We start from the raw sequence: 269 nt of genomic DNA, 5'->3' as shown, positions 1-269 counted from the left end.
ACGGGCGTCCGCAGGACCACGGCTACGGCCGCGACCGCACCGAGAAGGAGTACGCAATCCACGACACGAAGCAGGCGCTGGTGGAGGCGCGTCGCAAGGGGATCACCCCCTTCTGCCTCACCGTCGATAAGGAAGGGCACGACTACCTGGGGAAGATGTGCGAGGACATGGGCTACGAAGTCCTGGGCGACATCGAAACGCTGCCCAGCCGCCTCCCCACGCTCTACCGCCGCCTCACGGAGTAGCGGCTGACCGGGGGCCGGTTAAGC

General features: G+C 66.9%; 1 protein-coding gene. It reads left to right on the top strand.

Annotated elements, in window-relative coordinates; translation table 11 throughout:
• On the top strand, positions 1–245 hold a 245-nt coding region (locus PZC42_RS21440; protein WP_277214180.1), incomplete at its 5' end, for a hypothetical protein.
• Positions 246–269: the final 24 nt, after the last annotated feature.

It is taken from the genome of Isoptericola croceus (genome assembly GCF_029382255.1).
In the GTDB taxonomy this organism is placed as follows: domain Bacteria; phylum Actinomycetota; class Actinomycetes; order Actinomycetales; family Cellulomonadaceae; genus Isoptericola; species Isoptericola croceus.
Note: the sequence above shows the minus strand (reverse complement) of the source record. Positions and strands in the feature narration are given on the sequence as shown.